This is a genomic window from Pseudomonas huaxiensis (assembly GCF_003231275.1).
GTDB classification, from domain to species: Bacteria; Pseudomonadota; Gammaproteobacteria; order Pseudomonadales; family Pseudomonadaceae; genus Aquipseudomonas; species Aquipseudomonas huaxiensis.
On the sequence record NZ_QKVL01000009.1, the window covers coordinates 154871 to 176491 of the forward strand.

The 21621-nt window shown below is 59.5% G+C and carries 25 protein-coding genes; 24 read left to right on the forward strand and 1 reads right to left on the reverse strand.

The genetic code is table 11. From position 1 onward, the window contains the following. Position 1 precedes the first annotated feature (1 nt). The 24 genes from DM374_RS13300 (at position 2) to DM374_RS33465 (ending at position 21066) form a co-directional block, all read left to right on the forward strand. Positions 2 to 553 carry a phage protein Gp27 family protein gene (locus DM374_RS13300; protein ID WP_110970238.1) on the forward strand — a complete coding sequence of 184 codons (552 nt, stop codon included), beginning with the start codon at positions 2 to 4 and terminating at the stop codon, positions 551 to 553. Next, positions 550 to 2169: a hypothetical protein gene (locus tag DM374_RS13305; protein WP_110970239.1), complete on the forward strand. Its 1620-nt coding sequence runs from the start codon at positions 550 to 552 to the stop codon at positions 2167 to 2169. The genes DM374_RS13300 and DM374_RS13305 overlap by 4 nt, the downstream gene beginning before the upstream one ends. Continuing rightward, a complete protein-coding gene (locus DM374_RS13310; protein WP_110970240.1) occupies positions 2166 to 3662 on the forward strand; it encodes a phage portal protein family protein in 1497 nt (498 codons plus the stop codon). Before DM374_RS13305 ends, DM374_RS13310 begins: the two co-directional genes overlap by 4 nt. Before the next feature lie 11 nt (positions 3663 to 3673). Next, entirely contained in the window at positions 3674 to 4492 is an 819-nt protein-coding gene (locus DM374_RS13315; RefSeq protein ID WP_225422497.1) for a phage head morphogenesis protein, read from the forward strand. Positions 4493 to 4502: 10 nt separating this feature from the next. Continuing rightward, a complete protein-coding gene (locus DM374_RS13320; protein ID WP_110970242.1) occupies positions 4503 to 4979 on the forward strand; it encodes a phage virion morphogenesis protein in 477 nt (158 codons plus the stop codon). A gap of 233 nt (positions 4980 to 5212) precedes the next feature. After that, positions 5213 to 6301 (forward strand): peptidase, encoded by a 1089-nt coding sequence (locus DM374_RS13325; protein WP_110970243.1) that lies wholly within the window; start codon positions 5213 to 5215, stop codon positions 6299 to 6301. Positions 6302 to 6315: 14 nt separating this feature from the next. Next, the gene (locus tag DM374_RS13330; RefSeq protein WP_110970244.1) at positions 6316 to 7239 is read left to right on the forward strand and encodes a major capsid protein; all 924 of its coding nucleotides are present in this window, start codon (positions 6316 to 6318) and stop codon (positions 7237 to 7239) included. 8 nt (positions 7240 to 7247) lie between these two features. Next, positions 7248 to 7571 carry a hypothetical protein gene (locus DM374_RS13335; protein ID WP_110970245.1) on the forward strand — a complete coding sequence of 108 codons (324 nt, stop codon included), beginning with the start codon at positions 7248 to 7250 and terminating at the stop codon, positions 7569 to 7571. Then, positions 7568 to 7900 carry a capsid cement protein gene (locus tag DM374_RS13340; protein WP_110970246.1) on the forward strand — a complete coding sequence of 111 codons (333 nt, stop codon included), beginning with the start codon at positions 7568 to 7570 and terminating at the stop codon, positions 7898 to 7900. The genes DM374_RS13335 and DM374_RS13340 overlap by 4 nt, the downstream gene beginning before the upstream one ends. A 2-nt stretch (positions 7901 to 7902) precedes the next feature. Next, positions 7903 to 8337 carry a gp436 family protein gene (locus DM374_RS13345; RefSeq protein WP_110970247.1) on the forward strand — a complete coding sequence of 145 codons (435 nt, stop codon included), beginning with the start codon at positions 7903 to 7905 and terminating at the stop codon, positions 8335 to 8337. Next, on the forward strand, positions 8334 to 8819 hold the full coding sequence (locus DM374_RS13350; protein ID WP_110970248.1) for a Gp37 family protein: 486 nt from the start codon (positions 8334 to 8336) through the stop codon (positions 8817 to 8819). Before DM374_RS13345 ends, DM374_RS13350 begins: the two co-directional genes overlap by 4 nt. Next, positions 8816 to 9052: a hypothetical protein gene (locus DM374_RS13355; protein WP_110970249.1), complete on the forward strand. Its 237-nt coding sequence runs from the start codon at positions 8816 to 8818 to the stop codon at positions 9050 to 9052. Before DM374_RS13350 ends, DM374_RS13355 begins: the two co-directional genes overlap by 4 nt. After that, complete coding sequence (locus tag DM374_RS13360) at positions 9042 to 10463, forward strand: phage tail sheath subtilisin-like domain-containing protein (RefSeq protein ID WP_110970250.1); 1422 nt, start codon at positions 9042 to 9044, stop codon at positions 10461 to 10463. Before DM374_RS13355 ends, DM374_RS13360 begins: the two co-directional genes overlap by 11 nt. Then, positions 10464 to 10988: a phage major tail tube protein gene (locus DM374_RS13365; protein ID WP_110970251.1), complete on the forward strand. Its 525-nt coding sequence runs from the start codon at positions 10464 to 10466 to the stop codon at positions 10986 to 10988. A 163-nt stretch (positions 10989 to 11151) separates the two neighbouring features. Then, positions 11152 to 11490, forward strand: coding sequence for a phage tail assembly protein (locus DM374_RS13370; protein ID WP_110970252.1), 339 nt, complete (start codon positions 11152 to 11154; stop codon positions 11488 to 11490). Between the two features lie 138 nt (positions 11491 to 11628). Continuing rightward, positions 11629 to 14478 carry a phage tail tape measure protein gene (locus tag DM374_RS13375; RefSeq protein ID WP_110970253.1) on the forward strand — a complete coding sequence of 950 codons (2850 nt, stop codon included), beginning with the start codon at positions 11629 to 11631 and terminating at the stop codon, positions 14476 to 14478. Beyond that, positions 14478 to 15362 (forward strand): phage tail protein, encoded by an 885-nt coding sequence (locus tag DM374_RS13380; protein ID WP_110970254.1) that lies wholly within the window; start codon positions 14478 to 14480, stop codon positions 15360 to 15362. Before DM374_RS13375 ends, DM374_RS13380 begins: the two co-directional genes overlap by 1 nt. 2 nt (positions 15363 to 15364) lie before the next feature. After that, entirely contained in the window at positions 15365 to 15571 is a 207-nt protein-coding gene (locus tag DM374_RS13385; protein ID WP_110970255.1) for a tail protein X, read from the forward strand. Continuing rightward, the gene (locus tag DM374_RS13390; protein ID WP_110970256.1) at positions 15559 to 16671 is read left to right on the forward strand and encodes a phage late control D family protein; all 1113 of its coding nucleotides are present in this window, start codon (positions 15559 to 15561) and stop codon (positions 16669 to 16671) included. Before DM374_RS13385 ends, DM374_RS13390 begins: the two co-directional genes overlap by 13 nt. Then, entirely contained in the window at positions 16668 to 17201 is a 534-nt protein-coding gene (locus tag DM374_RS13395) for a phage baseplate assembly protein V (RefSeq protein WP_110970257.1), read from the forward strand. The genes DM374_RS13390 and DM374_RS13395 overlap by 4 nt, the downstream gene beginning before the upstream one ends. A 60-nt stretch (positions 17202 to 17261) precedes the next feature. Beyond that, a complete protein-coding gene (locus DM374_RS13400; RefSeq protein WP_110970258.1) occupies positions 17262 to 17639 on the forward strand; it encodes a GPW/gp25 family protein in 378 nt (125 codons plus the stop codon). After that, positions 17623 to 18744 (forward strand): baseplate assembly protein, encoded by a 1122-nt coding sequence (locus tag DM374_RS13405; RefSeq protein WP_110970259.1) that lies wholly within the window; start codon positions 17623 to 17625, stop codon positions 18742 to 18744. The genes DM374_RS13400 and DM374_RS13405 overlap by 17 nt, the downstream gene beginning before the upstream one ends. Continuing rightward, a complete protein-coding gene (locus DM374_RS13410) occupies positions 18737 to 19318 on the forward strand; it encodes a phage tail protein (RefSeq protein ID WP_110970260.1) in 582 nt (193 codons plus the stop codon). Before DM374_RS13405 ends, DM374_RS13410 begins: the two co-directional genes overlap by 8 nt. Next, the gene (locus DM374_RS33465; protein WP_177431552.1) at positions 19318 to 21066 is read left to right on the forward strand and encodes a gp53-like domain-containing protein; all 1749 of its coding nucleotides are present in this window, start codon (positions 19318 to 19320) and stop codon (positions 21064 to 21066) included. The genes DM374_RS13410 and DM374_RS33465 overlap by 1 nt, the downstream gene beginning before the upstream one ends. Here the strand turns inward: DM374_RS33465 and DM374_RS34080 are convergent. Beyond that, positions 21045 to 21404 (reverse strand): hypothetical protein, encoded by a 360-nt coding sequence (locus DM374_RS34080; protein ID WP_110970261.1) that lies wholly within the window; start codon positions 21402 to 21404, stop codon positions 21045 to 21047. The two genes, DM374_RS33465 and DM374_RS34080, sit on opposite strands and share 22 nt — an antisense overlap. Positions 21405 to 21621 lie beyond the last annotated feature (217 nt).

A 21621-nucleotide genomic window follows, 5' to 3' on the forward strand; every position in this document is an offset into this window, starting at 1 on the left:
GATGGCGGGTAAATCGTCGGTCAGCCGCCTGCCCCCAGTGGTTAAGGCGTACCTGCAAAAACTGCTGCGTGAAGATCGGATGACTCTCGACGAGATGATTGAAGATCTGCGCAGCCGATTCCCAAACGAAAAAGTGCCCAGCCGCAGCGCGCTCGGGCGCTTCAAGGTGGGCTTTGAGCAGCTCACAGAGAAAGCCCGGCAGCACCGTGAGCAGGCCGAAGCTTTCGTGGGTGCACTGGGCGAAGACTCCAGCGACAAGACTGGCGCTCTGCTGGTAGAAGCCGTCTCGACCTTGACCTACCAGGCCGCAATGGGCGCCCACGAAAAAGATGAGGTGACTATCAAAGAAGTGGCAGCCCTGGCCCGTGCCGCCAAGGCGACCATGGAAGCCCGGACCCTGAGTGTAAAAGAGCGCCAGTTCATCGAGCGTGCTGCGCGCGAGCGCCTCTTGCAGGAACAAGCCGCCGAGCTGGACAAGGAAGTCCGCAGTGGCGGGATGGATGAAGAACAAGCCTTGTTCTGGCGTCAGAAGTTCCTCGGTGTAAAAGTATGAGCACCCCAGCAGTGAAGCCCAGCAGCAGCACCGTGCGCGTCGTTGAATGGGACGAACTGCCGGACTCCGTACGGTCGATTCCTCAAGGCTACAACCCGATCACCGAAGGCCTGCTGATGTCGCACCAGGCCGATTGGCTGGCCATCGACGCGCAGATCAAGCTGTGCGAGAAAGGTCGCCGCACCGGCATCACATTCGCCGAAGCCCTGGATTCGGTGATTACCGCTGCGTCCCGCAAGAGCGCGGGCGGCATGGACGTGTTCTACGTCGGCGACACCAAGGAAAAGGGCCTGGAGTTCATCGGCTACTGCGCCAAATTCTCCCGCGTCATCGCCGAGGCCCAGGCATCGGGTGTCAGCGAAATCGAAGAGTTCCTGTTCGAAGACCAGGACGAGTCGGGCAACACCCGCCAGATCAATGCGTACCGCATCCGCTACGCGTCTGGTTTCAAGATCGTTGCGCTGTCGAGCAACCCGGCGAACCTGCGCGGCCTGCAGGGCAAAGTGATCATCGACGAAGCGGCCTATCACCGGAACGTCTCTGCGGTGCTCGATGCCGCCACAGCACTGCTGATTTGGGGCGGTCGCATCGTGATCATCAGCACTCACAACGGCAAGGCCAATGCCTTCAACGGCATGATCAAGGACATCCAGGAAGGCCGCTACGGCGATGCCGCGGTGGTCTACAAAGCGACGTTCGATGATGCCGTTGCCAATGGCCTGTACGAGCGGCGCTGCATGATGCGTGGCGAAGAGCCCACCGCCGAGGGCAAGGAGGCCTGGTACAAAAGCATCCGCAACGCATACGGTCCGCGCAAGGCACAGATGCGCGAAGAGCTGGACGCGATCCCTCGGGACGGCAACGGTGTGTGCGTACCTGGTGTGTGGATCGAAGACGCTATGCGTTCGGATCGGCAAGTACTCCGACTCGCCCTGGACGAGAGTTTCACCCTGCAGGCGGTCTATCGACGCGAAGCGTTCATCGAGACCTGGATGGAGCCGCACCTGTTGCCCTTGCTACAGCAGCTCGACCCTGAGTTGCGCTGGTATCTCGGCATGGACTACGCGCGCCACCGCGACTTCTCGATCATCTGCCCAATGTCGGTTGACCAACAGCGTCACCGTGATGTGCCGTTCGTGGTCGAGATGCACAAGGTGCCGACCCGGCAACAGCAACAAGTGCTGTTCGCCATTCTGCGTGGTCTTCCCAACTTCATCAGCGCCGCCCTGGATGCCTCGGGCAACGGCGAGACGCTGGCCGAGGACACAGCCGATGAATTCGGCCATGAACGCATTCACCAGGTGAAACTGTCGCGGGCTTGGTATGGGGCCTGGATGCCGCGCTTCGTTGGTTTGTTCGAAGACGGCACCATCACACTGCCCAAGGACGACTCGCTGCAACAAGACATCCGCGCAATCGAAACCGTGGATGGCATCCCGATGATCGTCAAAGCCCGCCAGCAGGACCTCAAGGACCCGGAGCTGTACCGCCATGGCGACTTCGCTGGAGCTGGTGTGTTGGCCACTTTCGCCACCTTGGACAGCGCGTCTGCTCCGGTCAAAGTCAAATCCCGCCGCCGTCGTGCGGCATCACAGATCTTTCAGGGGTACGCATGAGCAGCAAGGGCGTGTGGGTCAGCCCCACAGAGTTCGTCACGTTCGCCGAGGCACGGCGCGACAAGAGTCTGACCGACCACATTGCCAGCCGTGGGCGCAGCTTCGATGCGCAGGCCCTGGGCATGTACCTGCCAAACCCAGACACGATCCTCAAAGCCCAGGGCAAGGACATCAAGGTCTACCGTGACCTGCGCAGTTCCGCCCTCGTCGGCGGCAACATCCGTCGCCGCAAGTCATCGGTGCTCGCCCTTGAACGCGACTTGAAGCGCGGCAAGGCACCTGTCCGGGTTGAGCGCTTTGTCCGGGACTGGCTGGCCGACCTCGATCTCGACCGCATCATTCGTGAGCTGCTCGATGCTGCGCTGTTTGGTTACCAGCCGGTGGAACTGATGTGGAAGTCTGTAGGCCTTCACCTGGTGCCCGAGGATTTGCTGGGTAAGCCCGCCGAGTGGTTTCTGTACGACCAAGATAACCAGCTTCGTTTCCGCGCTCGCGACGCTGGTATCCAGGGCGAACTGTGCGACCCGCAGCGCTTCATCGTGGCCCGGCAGGACGCGACCTACAACAACCCCTATGGGTTTGCCGACATGTCCATGTGCTTTTGGCCTGTAGTGTTCATGAAAGGCGGCATGAAGTTCTGGGTCCAGTTCACCGAGAAATACGGCAGCCCTTGGCTGATCGGCAAGCATCCACGTGGCGCCTCGACCAAGGAAACCAACGATCTGCTCGACAGTTTGGAGCAGATGGTGCAGGACGCCGTTGCGGTCATCCCCAATGATTCGAGTGTCGAAATAAAAGAAGCCGCAGGCAAGACCGGCAGTGCGGATGTGTATCGTGAACTGCTCATGTACTGCCGCAGCGAGATCAACGTCGCACTGCTGGGGCAGAACCAGACCACCGAGGCGAACTCGAATCGTGCCAGTGCGATGGCCGGACTTGATGTGACTGAGGACATCCGCGACGGTGATGCCAGCATTGTTGCGGCGACCCTCAACGCAGCCATACGCCTGGTCGTCGACCTCAACTTCGGTGAGAGCATTGCAGCACCGCTCTACGAGCTGTGGGAACAGGATCAGATCGACAAGACCTTGGCCGAGCGGGACAAGTCGCTCACCGATTCGGGCGTGAAGTTCACGCAGCAATACTGGATGCGCACCTACAACCTGCAGGAAGGTGACCTTGCTCCCCCAGTAGAGCCGACCGGGTCGCCTGAGTTTGCTGAGTCAACCTTGAAACCCATTCTTGACCAGGTGGCGCTTGATCAGGTGATCAACAGTCTTCCCGCCGAGTTACTCCAGGAGCACGGTGAGCAGGCTGTAGCCCCTGTGATTGACGCCCTGTTGCGCGCTCGCACAGACACTGAGGCGCTTGGCCTGCTGGCCGAGGCCAACCCAACAATGGACGACCAAGCACTGCAGGAGACTCTCACGCGCCTGATGTTTCAGGCCGGCATCTGGGGCCGGTTGAATGCCAATGCGGACCGTGAAGACTGATGGCGCGCCCTATGAAGACCCCGAGCCCGACCGACCTCAAGGCTATTTTTGGCCTTGAGCCGAAAAACGCAGTGGCCTACCTGAAGTCCAAGGGTTACGCCATCACCTGGAACTGGCAGGAAATGCTCGACCAGGCACATGACCAGGCATTTACGGTTGCCAAGGCCATGCGCCTTGACTTGCTGTCGGACATTCGCGGCGCCTTGGAAACTGCGTTGCAGGAAGGTCAGACCCTGAAGCAGTTCATCGCGGATCTGCAGCCGGTCCTGGAGGCGCAGGGCTGGTGGGGTAAGCAGGTTATCGTCGATAGCCAGGGCGTTGGCGAGATGGTCCAGTTGGGGAGCCCGCGCAGACTGAAGACGATCTATCAGACCAACTTGCAAAGCGCCTATATGGCCGGGCGCAAGGCCGAGATGGAGCAAACTACCGAAACGCACCCGTATTGGATGTACGTGGCCATCCTGGATGGCAAGACGCGACCGAGTCACCGCGCGCTGAATGGTCAAGTGTTCCGCCACGACGACCCGATCTGGGCTGCGATCTTCCCGCCGAATGGGTTCAACTGCAGATGCCGTGTCGTTGCGCTGAGCGAAGCCGCAGTGAAGCGCCGAGGGTTGAAAGTCGTGTCGAGCGAAGGACGCCTGTTCACCGAGACGGTGGAGACCGGCATCGACAAACGTACCGGTGAGATCCGCACCGCCCCCGTCACAGGCATCCGAACGACGGACGCCGCAGGCAAGGCGATCACCTTCCGCACGGATCCCGGATTCAACCATGCACCAGGTGCTGGCCTGGGCGACATGCTTAAACGCAAACAGGCAGCCGCCTAGGAGGTTTGAAGTGTTCACAGTCGAACTGGATCATCAGCGCCTGCAGGCTGCACTGAGTAAAGTTGAATGGGCGGTCGGTGACTTGGCACCGCTGATGCGGGGCATCGCTGCAGAGTTGCTGAGTCAGACAGAAGAAAACTTTGACGAGGAAGGGCGTCCCGAGTGGCAGAGCCTGTCCGATGTCACAACCGCGCGGCGCGAGAAGAACGGCAACTGGCCTGGTCAGATCCTGCAGGTCAGCGGTGCAGGCTTGGCCAGCTCGATCACTACGCAAGCAACGGACAGTTCGGCGCTGGTGGGCAGCAACAAGCCTTATGCCGCCATGATGCAGTTCGGTGGCACACAGTCGGACTTCCCGCACCTGTGGGGTGACATTCCAGGTCGTCCCTATCTGCCGATGAACACTGAGGGAGATCTGCAGCCTGAGGCCGAGGAAGCCATCCTTGATCTCGCCCTCGCGCACCTGGAAAAGGCCGCCCGCCAGTAGCGGCCACAGGAGCGACGAAACGGTTCGGGCGCTCCGGTTCATCCTGCAAAGGCCTGACAGCGCTGGCGAATGCTTTACAGCGCTTTATAAAGCCAAGTCTGAATGCTATCCCGCTCCGCGTTTCCCGCCTCTGACTATTCCAGTCGCATCCGCACTCTTTAAACCCGATTAAAAGTCAGTCCGCCAACGGCAGGTCAGGCTGTGCGCATCGTCATCAACGCAGCGCGCAGCTCATGAAACCACTGCACATCTTTAAACCTGGCAAGCACGTCGCTACGTCGGGTGACAGTTTCAGCTTCAGCGAGTCGGATCTTACGGCCACGGTCCTGGCATACGACCCTGCTCGACATGAGGCGCCCCTGGTCATCGGTCACCCCAAGCACGACGCACCGGCAGCGGGCTGGGTTCAATCGCTCAGCGCCAGTACCGAAGGGTTGGTCGCCACCCCTACTCAGGTTGATCCGGCATTCGCCGAACTGGTGAGCAAGGGCAGCTTCAAGAAAATCTCCGCCTCCTTCTATCACCCGGACTCACCGAACAACCCCGTGCCCGGCGTGTACTACCTGCGCCATGTCGGCTTCCTCGGGGCGCAACCGCCAGCGGTGAAGGGCCTGCGTCCCATCGAGCTGGCCGACAGTGAGGAAGGTGTCATCGAATTCGGCGACTTCGGTCACGAGACCAGTGCCTCGCTCTGGCGCCGCCTGCGCGACTTCCTGATCGGTGATCGCGGCCTGGAGGTCGCCGACCAGGTGATCCCGGACTGGCAGATCAACAGTCTCGCCGAGGCAGCACGTGAGCATGAGCCGCACCCCTCCTTTTCAGAACCACCACCACCCGAGGAATCCACTGTGACGCCAGAAGAGATCGCCGCTATGCAGGCGGAAAACGACCGGCTCAAAGGCCAGGTCAAGCAGCACCAGGAGCAGACCCGCAAAGCTCGCCTGGACGGTATCCATCAGAACCATGTCGCGTTCGCCGAAGGTCTGGTCAGTGAAGGTCGTCTGTTGCCCAAGCATGCTCCGGCGTTGATCGCAGCCCTCGACTTCGCCGAGTCGAGCGATAAGCCCCTGGAATTCGGCGAGGGTGCCGAGCGACAGCCGGTCACCACAGGTCTGAAGGCGATCTTCAGCGACCTGCCCAAGCAGATCGACTTTTCCGAACGTGCCAGCAAGGAGCGCCACGGCGGTGGCTCGGTCAAGGCCGACCTGGAGTTTTCCGAGAAGAACACCGACCCCGACCGCCTCGACCTGCACCAACGTGCAACCGCGCTGGCCGCTGAGAAAAACATCCCTTACGAGTCGGCTATCCGCCAACTCATCTGATCCCAGGAGCCACCATGGCAGACCGTTTGAAGCAACTTCGGATCGTCGATCCGGTACTGACGAACTTGGCGCGCGGCTACCGCAACGCGCAGTTCATCGGCGAGGCTTTGTTCCCTGTTGCATTCATGGACAGGGAAGCCGGGATCATCCCGCTATTCGGCAAGGAAGCGTTCGAGGTGTATGACACGGAGCGCGCGATTCGAGCACAGTCCAACATCATGAACCCAGACGATGTTGGCGAACTGGACGTTGTGCTGCGTGAGCATGACATCGCTTACCCCGTTGACTACCGCGAGCAGACCGAAGCCATGTTCGACGCCCAGGCACGCGCTTCGCGTCGCGTCGTCGATGTGATTGATCTCCGTCGCGAAGTCGCCTGCGCAAAACTCGCGCAGAACCCCGGCACCTATCTGCCTGGCGCGAAGGTGACACTGGCCGGAAACAGCCAGTGGAGCAACGGTGGTGGCGATCCGATCCAGGATGTCGAGCGCGGCAAGGAAGTGATCCGTAGCCGGATCGGTGTCCGCCCCAACACCATCACCATGGGCGCATCGGCCTATGCATCGCTCAAGTTCCACCCGAAGTTGCAGGAAGCGCTGGGCAGCAACGAGCGCAAGCTGATCACTGTCGAGCACCTCAAGGCGCTGTTCGGTATCAACGACATCCATATCGGTGAGGCGCTCGCCAACACCAACTCGGTGGGTGATATCTGGACCGACACCCTGCAACTGGCCTATGTCGCCAAACCACAGGGTGGCTCCCAGACCAACTACGAAGACCCGAGCTTCGGTTACACCCTGCGCCGCAAGGGCATGCCGGAGATCGACACCTTCGACGGGGCCGGCGGCAAGCTCCACTTCGTGCGTAACACCGACATCTACAAGGCCGTCGTCGTCGGCGCCGATGCCGGCTACCTGATCTCCGACATCAACGGCTGAGGTGAAACATGGCTGCGAAATCCACCCCCCAAGACCAGGAACAGAAACCCGAGGCTGGCCAAGGCCAGGTGCCGAAAACGGCCCAGGCCTCTGATACATCGGGAGCGGGCGCCACTGATCAGCAAGCCTCGGCCAACGGTGGTGCGACCAAAGGCCCCGAGCCCGAGCCGGAACCTGAGCCAGCAACGCGCGGCTACCAAGTCACTACCCAAAGTGATGTGCTGCTCGATGGCCAGTTGTACACCGAGGGCGCCGAGCTTCTGCTGCTCGATGCCGTGGCGTTGCCTCTGCTGAAAAACGGCTGCATCAAGCCGAAGGAAGGTATCCAGTGAAGACCAAACAGACTGTGCTCACTACCTCATTGCTGGCCCTGGTCGATCTGCCACGTCATCGCTTCGCCGGCATGGACGGCGGCCTGTGCGCTGCAGGCGCCAAGTCTCTGGGCTCGGTTGCGGCGGACACCGAAGCCGGTAACGTCGCTCCGGTCGATGTCCTGGGCATCTGCCTTGTCTCTGCAGGCGGGGCTATCGCGGCGGGCGCCGAAGTCGAGTCCGACGCCACTGGCCGTGCTGTCACGCTGACCACCGGCAAGAGCAACGGCATTGCCATGGACGCCGCCACGGCGTTGGGTGACATCATCCGCATCGTGCGCGGTATCTGACCATGCGCTACTGCACCCGCAATGACATTGGCCGGGCGATCCCGGAGCTGACGTTGATCCAGCTTTCGAATGATGACCCTGCAGCCCAGGAGCCTGATGAAGGCGTGATCGAGGACGGTATTCGCCAGGGCGAAGAAATGGTGGATGGTTACCTGCGTGGCCGCTACGACCTGCCGCTCGACCCGGTGCCAACCGTATTGCGGGATGCAGTGGTGCTGTTGGCCAGGCATTGGCTCTATCAGCGCAGGCCAGAGGGTTCGATGCCGGACGCGGTCAAGGACAGCCGCAAAGACACCATCAAGTTGCTGGAGAGCATTCGCGATGGCGTCGTCACCCTCGGTATGCCTGGAGGCCAGGCGGCTCCCGAGCCCGGTGAGATCCGCGTCCGCTCGCGCCGCCAGCAATTCGGTGACGACGTTTGGAGTGGCTACCGATGATCCCGAAAACCCAAACCGCTCTCCTGCAGGACGCCTTGCTCGCTCGCCTGCAAGAGCACTTCAAGGGGGAGTTGTCGGTTGAGCTGTTCCCTGAAGCGCCTGGGAACTACCGGCTGAACCACCCCCGAGGCGCGATCCTTGTCGCATACGGTCGCAGTAAGTTCGGCGACTCCGAAGCTACAGATGCGGTTTTCCAGGAGCGTCAGTTGGTCTTCCGTTTGACCTTGGTATTCAAGCAACTCAACGGCAAAGACGGGGTTACCAGTTACCTGGACCGCATCCGCGAGCATCTTGCCGGCTGGTATCCCCCGCACTGTGATCGACCATGCCAACCCGTCTCCGAACAGTTCCTCGGCCACGTCCAGGGCGTGTGGCAATACGCCCTGGACGTCAGCACGCGCGCTACTCAGGTGCAGGTCGTAGTGCCGAGCGCTGGTCCATTCCTCGCAAGCGCAGACTTCGAACATGAGGACTTTCAATGAAACTCACACGCTACAGCTACACCGGCCCGCAAAGCGCGGTTTGCCTGCGCGTCGACGGCAAACTGCTCGATGTGCAGTTGCAACCTGGCCAGCCGGTCGAACTTCCTGCCGACAATGACTACACCAAGGTACTCCTGGAGCTGCGCCACCTTGTGCCAGAACCCGTAAACACCAAACCCGGCAAGCCAGCTACTGGCGCGAAGGACGAAGGAGGTCAAACCAATGGCAGCTAACTACCTGCATGGCATCGAAACGACCGAAGTCGAACGCGGGCCGCGCGCGATCCGTGTCGTCAAATCGGCGGTCATCGCGTTGATCGGCACTGCGCCTACCGGTCCGGTGAAGAAGCTGACGCTGTCGCTCAACGACATTGACGGCGCCCAGTTTGGCGGTCACCTGCCAGGCTTCAGCATTCCAGAGGCGCTGGATGGCATCTACGACTTCGGCGCAGGCACTGTCCTGGTCTACAACGTGCTCGATCCGGCGGTACATCGCACCAGCGTTCCTGGTGTAGCTGGACAGTTCGCTGATAACGACCGCCTGCAGTTGGATCATGGGGCTCTGCAGATCCTGACGCTGAAGTCCGAAGATGGCAGTGCCTCTTACGCCCTGGGTACTGACTACACCGTCGATATGCTCAGCGGCCTGACCACGCGCATCAGTACCGGTGCAATCCCGGTCAGTGGGAAGGTCAAGGTCGACTACACCTATGCCGACCCTACCAAAGTCACTCCAGCAGACATCATCGGTGCAGTTTCGGTGGCGGGTCAGCGCAGCGGGTTGCTGGCTTTCCAGGACAGCTACAACGAGTTTGGCTTTTTCCCGAAGATCTTCATCGCACCGGGTTTCAGTACGCTCAACGCTGTCAGCGTCGAACTGATCGCCTCGGCGACCAAGGTCGGTGGTGTCACCTACATCGATGCGCCCATTGGCACCACGGTGCAGCAGGTCATCGCTGGGCGCGGCCCTGCCGGCGCTATCAACTTCAATACCAGCAGCGACCGAGTGCGCCTGTGCTATCCGCACGTCAAGGTCTATGACGCCGTAAGTGGTGAGCGCTTGCAGCCGCTGTCGATCCGCGCAGCAGGCCTGCGGGCGAAGGTTGATAACGACAACGGCTACTGGTGGAGCAGCTCCAATAAGGAGCTGCTAGGGGTGATCGGTCTGGAGCGCCCACTGACGGCGCGCATCGACGATGCCAGCAGCGAAGTTAACCTGCTCAACGAGAACGGCATCACCACCGTGTTCAACTCGTTCGGCACGGGCCTACGTCTGTGGGGCAACCGCACGGCGGCCTGGCCGACAGTGACCCACATGCGCAACTTCGAAAACGTGCGTCGGACCAAAGACATCATCGACGAGTCGATCCGCTTCAGCTCACTGCAGTTCGTGGATCAGCCGATCACTGACGCACTGATCGATAGCATCACCGAGAGCGTCAACCAGTTCATGCGCAAACTGGTCGGTGACCAGGCGTTGATCGGTGGCGAGTGCTGGTATGACCCGGCCCGCAACCCACAGACCGAGCTGGAGCTGGGGCACATGCTGTTCAACTACAAACTCACAGTGCCGCTGCCGTTCGAACGGGGCACCTTCGAAACCGAAATCACCGGGGAATACCTGGTCAACCTGGGGGCCTCCTAAATGGCAGGGTTCAGCGCACATCGCATCACCAATGCGTCGGTCTACCTGGACGGCAACAGCTTCTTCGGGCGTGTCGAAGAAATCGACCTCGGCACGGTCAAGTCCGTGATGAGCGACTTTCAGGGCTTGGGAATGGTCGGCCTGATCGAGCTGCCGGACGGGATCGACAAGCTCGAAGGAAAAATCGTCTGGAATAGCCTGTACTACGACGCTGCAAAGCGCTTCGCTACGCCGTTCAAGACGGTGCAGTTGCAGTGCCGGTCGAACGTCCAAGTGTTCAACAGTGCCGGCCTGGTTGACGAAATGCCGCTGGTCACCCTGATGACCGTGATGTTCAAAGAGTACCAACTGGGGAGCTACAAACCTCGCGACCCGACCAAGTTCGAATCGCCGTTCTCGGCGATCTACGTGCGCCAGGTGCTCAATGGCAGCGAGGTGGTGTTGCTGGACTACCTGTCCAACATCTTCAAAGTCGGCGGACAGGATCAACTGGCCAAGTACAGAAAAAATATTGGGCAAGCGTAGTCAGGAAACGCTTCATGGATGAAGCTGCCAGGATGGCAATGCAAGCCCCGCGAAAATGCGGGGCTTGCTCTTTAAACCCGATTAAAAGTCAGCACCGCGACCAGGTGTGATGCTCAGGGCTCTTTCAGAGCAACCGATCAGACCGATCAACCTGGAGCATCAAATGGCCGCCCCTCTCAGCATTACACTCAAATTCCCCTTCACTAATGCTGCTGGTGAATTGATCACCACGCTGCCTATCAAACGCCTCAAGCGTAAAGACTTGGCGGCTGCCCATTCCTTCGCCAAAGGCGAAGTGGCCCAGGAGGACTTCATTTTCGCCAGGATGACCGGCCTGACCATGGAGGACATTGGGGAACTCGACATCGCCGATGCCAAGGTAGTGACCGAGGTGTTTCGGGGAATCGCTGATGGCGGAGACATCGCTGAAATCCTGGGACGAAGCACTGCTGCTCGTGTTGAGGATGCAGCCATCGGAGATTCGCCGGCTGACAATGGCTGAGTACTGGCGCTGGTGTGACGTGTGCGAGCGGGAAATCAACCGCCGCATCGAAGCCGCCGAAAACATGCGCCATTGATCACCCGACCGGGAGCTGTATAGCTCCCGGTGCCTTTTCAAACTCCGGCAGCGTAGCGAATCATGGCAAACGAAATCCTTGTTGGATTGAAGATCGGGGCTGCTGTATCAGGCACGCTGAATGCCGCCTTTGGCTCAGCAAAGTCCGTGGTGCAGCAGCTTGGGCGGGCAACTGACGGGCTCACTGCAAAGCAGAAGCGAATCGGCTCAGAGCTTTCGGACTCGATTGCTCGCGGTGGATCGGGCATCGGACGCCTTCGCCGTGAGTATGATCAAGTCGGTCGAGCAATTGATCAGCTCAGATCCAAACAGGAGCGGCTCAACCTCAGCATCGCACGCTCTGAAACCCTGAAAAACGAACGTGCCGAGCTTCGCGGCGAGGCAATGGAAACGGCAGGGACAGCCGCCGTAGTCGCGGCGCCAGTTGCCAAGGCAGTCGATATCGCGGTTGATTTTCAAGATCTGGTGCGCGACATCGCGATCACCGGAGACTTTGACGAGAAAAAGGAAAAGGGCCTCAGCGATGTAATGCGCGGCGCTGCGCTGCAGTGGAACCAGACTCAAATGGAGGTTGGCAAGGGCGTTGGGGTGCTCATTGCGGGGAACATCTCTAACGTCAAAGAGCTGGAAGCCTATGCGCCAATCATGGCGAAGTCAGCCACCGCGACTCGGGCATCAATGGACGATCTCGGCGCAGTAGCAATCGCGCTGAACGACAACTTGGGCATCACGTCTACCGGCTTTGAACGGTCGATGAACATGCTGGCCTACGCAGGTAAAAGTGGTCAGTTTGAACTCGCGGACATGGCTAAGTGGTTGCCAAAACTGACACCACAATTTGCTGCCCTGGGGATTACCGGAGAGCGGGCGGTGGCCGAGATCGGAGCGTCCTTGCAGATTGCGCGCAAAGGCGCAGGTAGCAACGACGAAGCTGCGAACAACTTCATGAACTTTATGAACAAGTTGACCGCGCCTGCTACCACAAAAGCATTCAAGGACGCAGGCATAGATCTCGAAAGCGCAATGAAAAACCTGGTAAGTCGAGGGCTTTCGCCTGCTGAGGCGATGATTAAAATAATCACAAAGTATCTCGGCAGCGATGCACCAGCGGCGGCAGATAAATACAAAAAGGCGCTAGACATCAAAGACGACAAGGAGCGTCAAACTGCTCTGGCTCGGCTTGATGAAGCCTACAAGTTAAGTGCGCTATTTGGTGACCAAGAAGTGCTGGCATTTGTTCGTCCTGCACTTGCCAACCAGAATGAGACGGCAAGCATTCAGCGGGGCAGCAAGGATGCTGCTGATAAAGGTGTGCAGGATTCCGATTGGAAAAAGCGAATGGGCAGCGCAAAGGAGCAACTCAAAGCGCTGAACATCGGAATGACGGACCTCGGCATTACAGTCGGCACCATTGTTCTGCCAGCCATCGTCGACCTAACGCAACGGGTTGTGCCGATGGTTCAAACTTTCTCTGAGTGGTCCGAAGAGCATTCGGAACTTGTCGGTGGTGCGATCAAGTTTGTGGCCGGGCTTGTAGCGTTGAAGCTCGGTTTCATCGGCATCCGATACGGCGTAAACCTCGGTGCGACCGCACTTAATGGCATTGGTACGGCGCTATCGCTGGCTTCGGGCAGAATGGCATTGTTCAACAGGGCGTTAATCGCTGCGCGCCTGGCACCGTTCATCGCGGGTATCAGAAATCTTGCCGGAGTTATTCCAGGGCTGACCTATGTAACCGGGCTATTCGGCACTGTGCTGGCCGCCACGCCTATCGGTTGGATCATCGCCGCATTCGCTGCGTTGGCAGTTGCCTCATTCCTTGTTTACAAGCACTGGGATCAGATCAGCGCCTTTTCGTCTGGCTTCTTCACCGGGTTGGTGGAGGGTCTTAAACCGATTGGCGATGCTTTTTCTGCTGCGTTTTCATCCTTGGCACCCTTGTTCTCCGCTATCGGGCAGATGATCGAACCCATGATCGGTTGGTTCCGCGAGCTGTTCGCGCCGATCAAACTGACATCTGATGAACTTGGCCAGGCGACGACATCCGGCATGAATTTCGGTCTAGCCGTTGGAGGTGTGATCTCGGCATTGTTTACGCCGGCACGGTGGCTGCTTGAGTTCATTGGTGAGATTCCCAAAGCGTTTGAAGGTGGCATCGGCAGTATTGCTGCGCTGATCGCAAACTTCTCTCCCGTAGGCCTGTTCTACCGCGCGTTTGCCGGGGTGCTTGATTACTTCGGAGTCGAGTTGCCGGCGAAGTTCACCGACTTCGGCGGCATGATTATCTCCGGCCTGGTCAGCGGGATCGGCAATGCGCTCGATGCTGCCAAAGAGTCTGTTATCGCCGTCGGTACTTCTATCAAGACCTGGTTCACCGAGACACTGGGCATCCAGTCACCCAGCCGTGTTTTCATCGGTTACGGGGCGAACATCAGCGAAGGCGCGGCTATCGGGATCACCAGTCAGGAGGGGGTGGTTCGACAAGCAGCGCTCGGGCTGTCTGGAGCAACCGGTGTTGAACTGGCAGCGCCGAAATTGCTTTCGCCTGTAATGCCTTTGATGCCTGGCCCCGACGCCCCTGAACCGTTGCTGCGTTCACTACAGTTTGAGTTCGTCCGGCAACAGTCAACAGTGCTACCCGAATCTAACGCAGCCCAAGGGACGCCGCGCCCGCCACCCCGCCCTGAGGCGGTGTCTCTCGCAAGCCGAATGGCTCCTGGTGCAGCCGATGCCCAAGGCGAAAGCACCATGGTCGTTCACTACTCGCCGAAGATTGAGCTTCCTGCAGGTGCTCAACCACCGCAGATTGAGCAGGCCTTAAGAAGCGGCTATGACGAATTCCTTAGGTTCATGGAGCGCTTCCAGCACGACCAACGTCGCCGTAGCTATGGTCCTGCGGGAGGGTCTGCCTGATGTTTGCGATCTTGGGTGACATTGAATTCACCGTTTCCGGTGGCATTGTTGGGATGGAGTTGCGATCAGCAGCAGAATGGGCAGAGCACGCGCGTATAAAAGGAAAGCCTCTGCTGGAGTGGATTGGTGAAGGGCTCGATGAGATCACCTTGAGCATCGAGCTTCGTCCGCAGCTCGGAGATCCTGAGGCGCGCTGGAAGGCGCTACGGGAAGCCAAATCCAAGCATCTACCGCTGGCCCTGGTACTCGGCAATGGTGATTATCTCGGCCCGCAAGTTGTTACCGACTTGAGCCTGGTTCATCACCGAATGTCAGCAACCGGCCAGCTTGCCTCGGCTGCCGTGCAACTGAGCTTGCGTGAGTACACCGGAGCGTTCACACGCAAGATTGTCGCTCCGCCTGCTTTGATTGGCCCGGCCGTGAGCGGCACTCCCGCTGCGGCGGCGGGCTCGCCGGGCCTGCTGTCGAAGTTCATGCCTGCCCCGTCAACAACGCAGATGGTCATCGGTCACGCGAAAACGGCTGCCAACATTCTCCGGGCCGGCAAGAACTTGTATGACCAGGTGAAAGCTGGCAATGCCTTGATGATCCTCAACCAAGTGCCGCAAATGCTGGGTGTGACGGCTCAGGTTATTGGGCCGCTGGAAGGCCTGACCGAGGCAGCGGGCTTGCTCAAGGACGGCGCGGACCTAGCCAGGATGGGCGAAGACGTACTGGGCAGTGTCATGGGGGCACGCTCCAGCCTGAACCCGGTCGATCTGGGAAACATCGTCGAACGTTTCGAGGCATCGCGTGACTCCCTTGGCCAAGCTCTGACCACAATGGACAGCGCAGGCACGCGCCTGGCCGGACTGGCCGCGCAAGTCATCACCAGGAAAGCCTGATCATGTTCATTCTGCATGTGACAACCGAAGGAGAGCGCTGGGACTCGCTGGCCTGGAGGTACTACGGTGATGCCCACCGCTACCAGCCAATTGCCCAGGCGAACCCACATGTGCCGCTCACCGCTGCATTGCCTGCCGGGCTGACCCTTGCCATTCCAATGCTTGAGCAACAACCGACTACAGAGGATCTCCCGCCGTGGATGCGCTGACACCGAACCAGGTGCCTGAGGCTCGCTTCGTACTGAGCTATCAGCACCGCAACATCACGCACGATATCAGTCAGCACCTGTTGTCCCTGACGTACTCCGACTATCTGACTGGCCAGGCCGACAGCCTTGACGTCGAACTGGAAGACACCGAAGGCAAATGGTCCGATGCATGGTATCCAGGCCATGGCGACCTGCTTACTCTGTCGATGGGATGGCAGGGCAAGCCCTTGCGCACCCTGGGCAACTTCGAAATTGACGAGGTTGAGCTGAATGCACCGCCTTCAACCGTCAACATTCGCGCCCTCGGCGCTGGCATCCAGTCCGCACTGCGTACAACTGAGCACCGTGCATACGAGAACACCACGCTTGATGCCGTGGCAAAGCAGATCGCGGCGCGGCAGGGTATGGAATTGGTGGGGCGCATCGAGCCGATCAAGCTCGACCGCCTCACGCAGCAAGACTCCGATTTGACCTTCCTGCGCAACCTTGCAGGCGAGTACGACTACGCGTTCAAAGTCACCGGCAAGCGCATGGTGTTTCATTCAATCAGCGATCTGGCTAAGGGCAAGCCGGTAGCCACCCTGGCACTGACAGACCTCGCCAGTGTGCGCCTGCGCGACCAAATCACCGTCGTGCCGCAGAAGGTCGTGGTCAAGCACAAGGAGCCCGCTCAGAAAAAGCTGATTTCATATGACATCGTGAACGGCGAAACGGTGGCTGTGCCCAGCAGCTCCAGCAAAGCCACAACCAGCGCAGACACAAAGAAACAGCGCAAGCGTGCAGCGTCTGAAGAGATAGCAAAAGCCAAGGCCAAGGCCGACCTGGCGAAAGCAAACAGGGAGCGCACGACTGGCGGCTGGACAGCCATGGGCCGGCCTGAACTGGTCAGCGGCAACGTCGTGACACTGCGAGCTGCAGGAAAACTGGGTGGCGACTACTTGATCACCGCTGCCCATCACCGGATCACGCGCAGCGGTGGCTATACAGTCGACCAGGAAGCCTGCAGGGTCGCAGCGCCCTCGATCTCCATGACGCAACAAAACATACAGCCGGACCTTGCGCTCTCCACCTACGGGCCGCAGCCGGATGTTGTCGCATGAGTGTGGCGTTGGAGTACGGCGAGGTCAGTGCGGTGGACTATTTGACGTGCCGCATCCGGGTGCGCCTGGATGACCGCGATGGTGTCGAGAGCTATTGGCTCAACGTTCCGCAGCGCAACTCGCAAGGGACCAAGCGGCGTCCGTTGATGCCGGAGATCGGCGAGCAGGTGGCGGTGTTGCTGGATGATGACGGTGTTGGTGGGGTCTGCCTGGGCGGCGTTTACTCAACCGCTGAGCCGCCGCCAGTAGACGATGAAGACACTGACTACGTGCGCTATCGCGATGGCACTGTAGTGAGCTATAACCAGGCTGCTGGGGTGATGAGCGTGGAGAATGTGGGCGAACTAGTGGTGAGTTGCGCTCGCGGCGTAACGCTTCAGACTGGCGAACCTGTGATCGTGAAGGCTCCCGCTGTCAACCTAAAGGTATCCCAAGTCACGTTGGACGGTAACCTGCAGGTCAATGGCGATATCAGTGCAACAGGTACTGTCATGGATGCTGGTGGAAATTCGAACCATCACTCTCATTAGTCGAGCACTCTTTAAACCCGATTAAAAGCCGGGCTGGCCTGGCTTTCTCATCATTGGCGCATGACTACGCCAACTCCCTACACAAGCATCACCGCCGCCCACTGGCAACCCGCCCTCGGTACGTCCGGTGAGGTTGTTCAAGGCCTGCGCGACATCGATCAAGCCATCCGCATCATCCTTGTAACGCCGAAGGGCAGCGATTCGCACCGCCCAGAATTCGGTAGCGACCTGCACCTCTACCTCGACTGGCCAGCCCACCAGGTCACCCCGTACCTGGTGCGCGAAACCATAGAAGCGATCAGGCGCTGGGAAACCCGCGTGTCCGTTGTCCGTGTCGAAGTCCAGCTTGATGCCGAACGCATCATTCTCCGCACTGTTTGGCGGGTTGCTGACGGTATCGTCCAGATGACCGAGGTGCCCTATGCGCGATCTGCCTAAGCCCGAGTTCGTCAAGATCGATCCAGCGGGCGTGGAAGCCGACCTGATTGCACGCTATGAGGCGAAGTCTGGCAAGACCCTATATCCCGCCCAGATCGAGCGCCTGTTCATCGACCTGATCGCCTACACCCGCTCGCGCCTGGACATGTCGATCCAGAACGCAGGCGAGCAACTGCTGGTGCGCTTCTCCACCGGGCCGATTCTTGACTACCTGGGCGAACTGGTGGCAACGCCACGGCTGCTGGCACAGCCTGCCCGGTGCCAATTGCGCTTCACCATGTCTACGGTTCGCTCCGTTGCGTTGCTCATCAGTGCCGGCACCCGCGTCAACACCCAAGATGGGAAGCTGACCTTTACCACCGACCAAGATGTACTCATCGCGCCTGGCCAGCTATCGGTGGCCGTGAATGCCACCTGCCTTACGGCAGGCGTCCAAGGCAACGGTTGGGCGGCGGGTCAGATCAGCGTGATCAGCAACAGCCCCTTGGCGGGTCTGGTGGCCACGAACATCACCGAGACGGCTGACGGCATCGAGGACGAAGGTGATGATCGCTACCGCGAGCGCATCATTCTGGCCCCCGAGGCGTTCAGCAACGCAGGCAGCCGAGGTGCTTACCGCTACCACGCGCTTGCAGTGCATCAGTCGATCATTGACGTGGCCGTGCATGGCCCGGACGAGGGCCAGCTAGATGGCCATGTCGCGCTCTATCCGCTGACCCTCACCGGCTTGCCGTCCGAATCCATTCTTGACCAGGTGAAAGCGCGGCTGAGCGCGGAAAAGGTCCGCCCCCTGTGCGACACCGTGCATGTATTGGCACCCACCGAAGTTACTTACGCCATCAAGGCCCGGCTGACCTTCTACGCCAATGCTGAACAAGCCGATAGCCTTGCGGCTGCCAAGCAGGCCGCCGAGGGCTATGCCGCCGAGCGTCGGACAAAGCTTGGGCTTGACCTGGTGCGTGAACAGTTGACGGCAGCTTTGCAGGTCACGGGGATCTACAGGGCAGAACTAGAACTGCCCAGCGAGCTACGTGAGCTTCAGGGAAACGAATGGGCCAACTGCACGACCATCGAGCTGATCCCGAACGGTGTCGCTTATGGCTGAGCAACAGCTACCTCCTGCACTGGCCGGCGACGAGCGCTTCGCGCTGTTGGCTGAGCTGCTCGGCGAGAGCATGGCCGAACTCGATACCAACGCGATGCTCGTGTACCTGGTTGACCTGCTCAAACCGAGCCTTCTGCCGTTCTTGGCCGATCAGTTTTCCTTGCTCGATGAAGCGGCCTGGTTGCTTGCCGAGTCTGCTGATGCGCGCCGAAGCCTGATCAAGAGCGCCGCCGAGCTTCACCGTTACAAGGGCACGCCGTGGGCGATTCGAGAGGTTATCCGACTACTAGGATTCGGCGATGTCACTTTGCAGGAAGGGCTCAGTGGGCAGGTCCGGGATGGCACGATCCGCCGAGACGGCGATCACGTCCATGGAGATCCCAGCTCTTGGCCGTGCTATCGCGTGCTCCTGAAGCGCCCCATCACCGCTGACCAGGGCTCCTTGATTCGTCGGCTGCTGCTTTCTGTCGCACCTGCTCGATGCCGCCTGATTTCACTGGATTACAGCGCAGTGGCTATCCGTCACAACGGAGCTGCTCGGCGCAATGGTCAATACAACAGAGGGAGTAGCTGATGGCTGATTTGCCAGAGCAGGATGAGTGGGCACCAGGTGTTTACCAGTTGGAGACGTCTGACCCGGTGCTTGGAGGGCCTGATGGTATCGACAACTTGCAGGCGAAGCAGCTAGCGAGCCGCACGCGCTGGCTGCGTAACCTCATTCAACGTGTTGTGGACGGTGTGGCGAGCGTTGAGAAAGCCAAACGCTTGGAAACAGCAAGGACGTTGCGTTTCAAGGGCGCGGCAACCGGTAGTGGAGTTTACGATGGCAGTGCTGATACCGAGATTAACCTAACGCTGACAGACAGTGCAGCGGGGGCTGGGACATATACAAAAGTATCCATAAACGCCAAAGGTGTTGTTGTAGGTGGAAGCAACCCGACCACGCTGGGCGGTCATGGAATAACGGATGGTCTCATTGTCGGCTCGCCGAGCAAGCAGCGGCCCCAGCTCTACACGGACACCACAGGTGGTGAGTCAGGTTCCGGCACTGGCGGCTCGCTAATGATCCGCGAAGTGCAACTTGCCGGATCAGCAGTGACTGACTATTCGTATGCGCCCAGGATTCTCTTTCACTGGGGCGGTGTGGCCGAGGCATCACTTGGCATGAACTCGTCTGGAAAGCCATTCTGGAACGGGATCGCGATGTTGCTTGCTGGCGGAGCTGAGATCAACGCAAAGGCAGATAAGGCAACGACCTTGGCCGGCTACGGGATCGCGGACGCTTACACCAAGGCACAGGCCGACAACCTGGTGGCCAACAAAGCCGACAAGGCAACGACCCTGGCCGGCTACGGGATCGCGGACGCTTACACCAAGGCACAGGCCGACAATCTGGTGGCCAACAAGGCCGACAAGGCAACGACCCTGGCCGGCTACGGGATCGCGGACGCTTACACCAAGGCACAAGCCGACAACCTGGTGGTCAACAAGGCAGACAAGGCAACGACTCTGGCCGGTTATGGGATCACGGACGCTTACACCAAGGCACAGGCCGACAACCTGGTGGCCAACAAGGCCGACAAGGCAACGACTCTGACCGGTTATGGGATCACGGATGCGTTGAAAGTGGGGCCGCCGAGTAGCCAGAGGCCGACGCTGTACACCGACACCTTGGGTGGAGAAGCTGGGGCGGGCACTGGTGGCGCGCTGATGATTCGCGAAGTACAGCTCGTTGGCGGGACGAAGACCGATTATGCCTATGCGCCCAGAATTCTCTTTCACTGGGGCGGCGTGGCCGAGGCATCACTCGGCATGAACTCGTCTGGAAAGCCATTCTGGAACGGGATCGCGGTGCTGCTTGCCGGCGGACCAGAGATCAGCGCGAAAGCCGACAAGTTGGCCGCGACAACGAGTGTTGCCGGCCTCGCCCGGGTTGCTACCCAGGTCGCTGTCGACGCTGCTGTCGAGACTGATACATTCGTGACCCCAGTTACGCTGGGAACACGGCTACGCGCTGGGTTCATCTGGTCGAACAGCTACGTAGTTTTTCCGTCCTGGCTTGGCGGTTTGATTTTTCAGTGGGGCACCGTCGCGACCCCGGTCGCCGATATTGCACACGACGTCACGTTCCCGATCGCGTTTCCGAATGCTGTCAGAACACTGCAAGTCAGTTGGGGGTATGTCGGTACACGGACAGATAACAGCATCGTGCCGCAAATCGGAGACCAGACCTTGGTCGGGTTCAAAGCCAACCGACAAGACGCATACACCGCAATGAGCGTCCCGAACTCCTACATCAACTATTTCGCCATCGGATATTGATCATGCTCTATAGCCCAGGTACTGGCGGCTTCTATTTGCTCAAAGTTCACAAAGTAGTCCCTTCTGATGTAGTCGAAATCACTGCAGAGCGACACGCCGAGCTTATCGCACAGCATAAAGAAGGTAAGCGCATCGTCGCCGGCGACGGTGGTTTTCCTGTTGCGGCTGACCCGGTGGAGTTGACCGAGGATCAAATCGTCGCGCGCGAACGAAGCTGGCGAGACGGGGCGCTCAATGCAGTGGCATGGATGCGTGACCGGCACCGAGATCAGCTTGATATCGGAGGCGACACAAGCCTTACGCCTCAACAGTTTCAGGACTTGCTTGTTTACATGCATTCGCTGCGAGACTGGCCTCAGTCAAGCCTATTTCCTTCCGAGGAGCATCGGCCTTCGCAACTAGATTGGATGACAGAGCTGAGGTCCTAGCGATTCGGACGATGGAAATGCAATTTTATTGCATCACTCGCAACGGATCGCAATTCGATTTATCTCAATGCCAGTTCCAAAAATATCGCGCGCGGCATCACCCAAGCCCATAAAAAAGGTTTCTTTC